Origin of the sequence: Bartonella sp. AP258QHHD (assembly GCF_042196145.1) — a bacterium.
Classification (GTDB): domain Bacteria; phylum Pseudomonadota; class Alphaproteobacteria; order Rhizobiales; family Rhizobiaceae; genus Bartonella.
Genome location: NZ_JBHIPR010000011.1, coordinates 7,501 through 13,294, shown reverse-complemented (window position 1 = coordinate 13,294; position 5,794 = coordinate 7,501). Strand labels below are relative to the sequence as shown.

Below are 5,794 nucleotides of genomic sequence, written 5' to 3'. Positions count from 1 at the left end.
TATATATATATGCCATTACAGCATAACAAATATGCGACTCTTGCTCTATTTTTTCCATTTAAGCCAAACGAATTTCGCAAAAAAATATTTCTCTACGATCAACAACTTTTCTCAATGTGGAAAACATATCAATCTTACATCTCATGTAAGAGGGAGCATTATGCGGTTAACATTTCATCCACACACAATATGAGAGAATAAGTTGAATTCTCTGATACAAAGGGAATACCAACCTACCAAATTATCTATTCTCAACAAAGCAACACTCTCACCACTTCAATACCAGTATTTTAGTTTGAGGATACGAACAAAATTTACATTCTAGATTAAATGTATCAAATAAATAATGAACATAAAATCTATGAATAAACAATGGTTTAACTGTACATGCTTCAAACAAAGAACAAAATTCTATAATCATGCGTTATTAAATTTTTTTTTGTAAATATTTTATACAGATATCAAAAATCGTACCATTGCTTTCAATACAAGAAACCGACATAAAAAGTTTCATATTGAATGACCAAAATAGTCTTTTACAAATTGCGATATTAGAGCAAAAACTTCATTGGCTAATTATATGAAAAAATAAAATAGAAAATGCATTTTAATAAATATAAAAGCAAATTGTTTTATAAAAGAATATGACAAAAACTGATAAATCAACTTATGATCATGTATTTATGATTCAGATATTGAGTTCAATTTTGCACAATCATTTGAAAAAAACGATAAGATTAAAGTTTATGCGAAACTGCCTAAATGGTTTAAAATTGATACATCTCTTGGATCATATACTCCCGATTGGACTGTATTATTCGAGCAAAATGGGCAAGAAAAACTGTATTTTGTTGTGGAAAGCAAAAGAAGTATTTTCGAAGACATGTTGCGCGTTCTGGAAAAAGCAAAAATCCATTGCGGTCATGAACATTTCAAAGCTTTGGGAGAAAATACCCAATATATTGTTTCTGATAATTATCAAACTTTTATCGATCAAGCACTTCAAAAAGATACCATAACAACTTGAAAAAATGTTTTGGCTATGGAAACAACCCTCCCCTATTGTTTATAAAATGCACCTTTTTCCTACTCTATAATTTACAAGCCCTTCCTTATAACCGATTTTAATTTTTATTAAACAATCAAGAGATTGTTGAACATTTTCCAGAAAAGGCTGCACATTTAAGAAAAGAAAATTATAAGCTATTGAGAATACATTTGACACCCAAACAATCATTTAAGCATAAAAAATGATCTATAAACAAACATTGGATTTTTAAGTCAATAATTTGATTTATAAAGATTTTAACATTTTCCATGTTAAATAATAAATGCAAATGGAGCAGGCATGCACGTCTCGTGTAGGTTCTGCTTTTGCTCTCATACAGAGTGAATTGACAGTAAACAGACTCCTCGATAAACTCATTAAGATCAACTTAACCGATGGTTTTATTTTGGAGGAAGAGGGATTGTATACAAGGGGACCATCAGCGCTCCCAATCACATTTATCCCAATATCAAAACCACAGCCATCACAAACACATGTTAATTTTTAAAAGTCTGGGAATGGGGCGGGGACAATATTTTAAAGAATATCAACAGGGGGCATAATAATGCAAAAGAGAGATTCCTATACAAAAACAGAAAGGTATGTCATATATACCGTCATTATTTCCAGCATACTTCCTCTGCTGGACGGGAGCATTGTCAATGTCATCCTTCCTAACCTTGCGCATTATTTTTCAGTCGGAGAAAATAATATACAATGGGTTATAACATCCTATTTTCTCGCCACCGTTCCAGGGCTGCTAATGGCCGCTTTTGTGCAAGGAAGAATAGGTATCAAAAGCACTTGGCTTCTTGCAAGCTTCATTTTTATGCTTGGATCACTGGGGGTAGGATTAAGCTATAATTTTCCAACTATTATATCTGCCCGTATCGTTCAAGGTTTTGGGACCGGTCTTTTGCTGCCCCTTAGCCAAACCATCATTGCCTTACAATTTGGACAGACACGAGTGCGCCAAGCCATGGGCACCATAGCCGTACCAACAGTTTTCGCTCCTGCCTTTGGTCCGCTGGTAGGCGCCTCGCTTGCTCAGTATGTGTCTTGGCGTTTGTTATTTTTTATCAATATTCCGCTTATTTTATTGGCACTCACTCTTGGAGCTAAACATTTAAAGAGCAACGAAACAACAAAAACAAAATTTAACTTATTTGCTTTTTTAGCGTTTTCCATCTCCCTTCTTTCGTTTTTTTATCTCACAGAAGCCAGAAATATCAATAACCACAACACCCTCTTTATCCTAGCGCTTATAGCCGTGATATCTCTCATATTATTCATTGTTTCTAATCAGAAAGCAAAAAACAAATTAATCGTCTTTAGCGGATTTCAAAATGCGCGCTATACATTGCTCATGATCATGGGGCTCGTTGCTTCATTTCTTTTTTATAGCTTCCTCGTTTATTTCCCACTAGCCGTTGCCATGGGAGGAAACTATGAAAAGAGCCTTCTCATCATCGGTGCCCTCCTTGCTCTGCAAGGAGTGGGTGCGTGGATTGGCAGGAAATTTATTTACCAAAAATGGAAAGAAAAATCTCCCTTTTTCATGATAGGAATTGGTTTAGTGATATCAAGCTTTGGGTTATTATGCTTCGGCTATAATATAAGCATGGATGGACTGGGATTCTTGCTAAGAGGCATAGGACTTGGCATCACCACCATTGTCTGCCTTTCCGCCCCCATCCAATATGTCAACAGTTTATACGTCAAAGATACAGCCGTTATCACACGCATATTACAGCAAATAGGTGGTGCCTTAGGGGGTATATTCGCTGGCTTTTTGATCCATTCTCAGACAGAAGAATACCTGTCCTTAAACCAAACATATATCGTATTCTTCATATTCTCTATCGCTGCATTTTTACTGTTTTGCCTAGCCCTCCTCTTATCGCGTAAAGAGAAGAATTTTGATTTATGATATGCTTTATTTGAACTCCCTATCCATAACATTGGCAATGGCATATAAAATCATACAGCATTTACCACTTTTCGAGAAACCAACACACTGAGACCTTGACCACAGCCTTCATCATTTTTATGAAAAAACACTAAACCGATAAGCTCCTTAAGCTCTAAAATTGATCACCTCCAGCAACGTACGGTGTTTGTAATTTTATGATACCTCTGTGCTTTTAAATCCCTCTAAAAACCTCTTGAAATATGGGATTTTCTGATCAGACCTTTGCAAAGATCCACGAAATTAAGCACGCATTTCAATGCGGAATAGTCCCATAAATGCGCTAACAGACGCCCTACCGACCCAGCATAGAATATAGAACCCGCCCCCGCGCACGCCCCTATAAATGCTAATCATCTTTTACCACACACCGCGATGTGAAAAATCGCACTGTATTGCAAACTTGATAATGTTATTCGCCCCTTTTCAAAGTCATTGAATCACTATGCTTCCGTAACCGCAATAGGTTCAAATGAAACTGAAGCGACAAAAACAGCTGGTAAAGCAGCATCTTCTCTCCATTTCATTGTTAACTGTCATAACAAATCTCCCCCGCTTTAATAAAAAAGCCCTCTCTCATTGAGAAAGAAATTTTAAAAACATTGAAAATCATGAAGCACGATGACAGACAGCAAACCATCTCTAAAAAGACTGTTTCTTGATTTTCACAGCGTACTCTTAGATTTCTCTAACATTTTCCTGCCTTTAAATTTTCCTTATAAGTTTTACGGACAAAAGAAGCTTTTCAGAACTCTTTTACACATAACTTCATTGCTTCAAGCTCCCTTACAGACACGATAAACGTTTATATTTTCATCTCTACCAAATACGCGAGATTAACAGCGGATATCATGAAAACAGTCTTTTTATAGAAAACAGTAAGCTTTAACGGAATAAACGAGATTTTAAACTAGCCTCCCGCATTACTCTATACCGGTTATGCAAATAAAGAGCGCCATCTACTTTTTCTGACAAGCAAAGAACACACACAACATTTAGTAACATGCCATTATTGAAATTCTTGTCACAAAACCTTCCTTTCAGGGATTATGCGCATTGCCTGCTTCCTTCTCTCCAATAAACAATCTGCCAATAAAGAATGCTATTGCAGTTACGATAATACAAAATTATACTTCTGTTCTCATTCTATATTTTTCCAATTATCACGCATTATTCACCCCCTTCACTGCTTCACTGTTATAACAATGAAAGGAGAAAAAAATTAAAACACAATATGGCATTTCTCTTTCACAAATCTTATATAAGCCACAAAATTGTTGCGCGACTTTCTAAGCAAGGTCAGGCAATAAAATCATATTCTAAAAACCACTCAACATACCACTTTTTGATATTACAAAGATACAAAATGCAATTATCGTCTCCGCAAACAATATCTCAGAAAAACAAAATCCCTCCTGCAACAATTAGGGCACTCTCTCAAATATTACCAAAGTACTATTGGCCAGAGAATTTGGATGCCTTATTCTTTTATACACCATCTGCTCCTCATGAGTACCTAAGTGATGATAAAGAAGTCACGATTAAGAAACGACTAGATACAATCAATGTAAAATGCAATGAACCGCTTGAAGTCCTTGGTCCCCTGCTTGGTGATTTTTTGGACAGCGAGTTTCATAAGTTAGTCGGATTCATATTTCAAGACATACCAGAAGACCAAATGCTACAAGAGCTTAAAGAAGATCAACGTAAAATTTTAGAAACGTTAAAGAAAGATGGATTAGAATATCAGCGTGGAGGATATATTATCAAGAATGAGGTGACCTTCACACAAGAATTGCAAAAAGCTGGTCTCCTCTCGATGGAAGAGCTACAAAAACGTATTGCAGAGAAAGAACTTTCAGCAGTAGAAATCGAAATAAATAGAGCATTAGAAAATATAGAAAAAGATCCAAGGGAGGCAGTTCTATTTGCAGCAAATCTGTTGGAAGCCTCTTGCAAAGCTTATCTCGACCACCATTCTATCCCATATGCAGAAAACGCCCGTAATAATCTGCCCGCTTTATGGGAAGAAGTCGTTAAGAAAGCTAAGATCCATCCCGAAGATATGAAGCAAGAAAACTTAAAAAATCAAGATCTAGATGAAAATGACTTAAAAATGATCGCATCCGGTCTGTATCAAATTGTGCGCGGTACTATAAAGTTAAGAAACAAGAAAGGTGCAGCGCACGGCCGCTCAGAAAAGGATTTTGAACTAATCAATCTCAAGCCTCGCCATGCGCGTTTAACTTTTAATGCCGCCCATTCCCTCTCAATTTATATTTTAGAGCTCATGGATCAGCCATAATAAAAAACATATCACGACTACCAGCATTTTCTCGTGCCATTTTTAATGCCTAAAAAGCATTAAAGGGGAGTGGCTGCTTCTACCCTACAAAACCAAATATTTCTATAGCATGACAGAATGAGTAATCACACCACCCTATAGTTCTCCTTTTCCCCGCGTTTCTAGGCTCCGCTTCTAAAGTCAGTGGCAATTTCTGTAAATGCAAAAGCCGCCCTTAAGGATGGCGAATGAGGATGGTGCAAAAGTATTGCCTTGATTATTTTTTTAAGAACAAACTAGCTGGTGTACTATTTTTGGAAAGCTCTCGTGCAGAAATATTATGATGGAGAAGCTAGTCATTATGATAAAAACACAAGTCTTAACTCCGTAAAGAGAGAAAATCTGAGCTTAGATTTAATTCCTACAAAGCCTTTATGCGCGTAAATTACGTACCTATACGTTCTTCCCCTACCCTACTTAATTTTATAATAAG

At 36.2% G+C, this 5,794-nt stretch carries 3 protein-coding genes; all 3 read left to right on the top strand.

Going from position 1 to position 5,794, the window contains the following annotated elements; translation table 11 throughout:
• Positions 1 to 679: 679 nt before the first annotated feature.
• Positions 680 to 1,027: a hypothetical protein gene (locus ACFIMM_RS00975; protein ID WP_375681544.1), complete on the top strand. Its 348-nt coding sequence runs from the start codon at positions 680 to 682 to the stop codon at positions 1,025 to 1,027.
• Positions 1,028 to 1,613: 586 nt separating this feature from the next.
• On the top strand, positions 1,614 to 2,978 hold the full coding sequence (locus tag ACFIMM_RS00970; protein ID WP_375682764.1) for an MFS transporter: 1,365 nt from the start codon (positions 1,614 to 1,616) through the stop codon (positions 2,976 to 2,978).
• A 1,405-nt stretch (positions 2,979 to 4,383) separates the two neighbouring features.
• Positions 4,384 to 5,322 (top strand): abortive infection family protein, encoded by a 939-nt coding sequence (locus ACFIMM_RS00965; protein WP_375682763.1) that lies wholly within the window; start codon positions 4,384 to 4,386, stop codon positions 5,320 to 5,322.
• Positions 5,323 to 5,794: the final 472 nt, after the last annotated feature.

Excerpts from the sequence above, each read along its gene's own strand:
- ACFIMM_RS00970 (WP_375682764.1), top strand. The coding sequence starts at position 1,614 with ATGCAAAAGAGAGATTCCTATACAAAAACAGAAAGGTATGTCATATAT.
- ACFIMM_RS00965 (WP_375682763.1), top strand. The coding sequence starts at position 4,384 with ATGCAATTATCGTCTCCGCAAACAATATCTCAGAAAAACAAAATCCCT.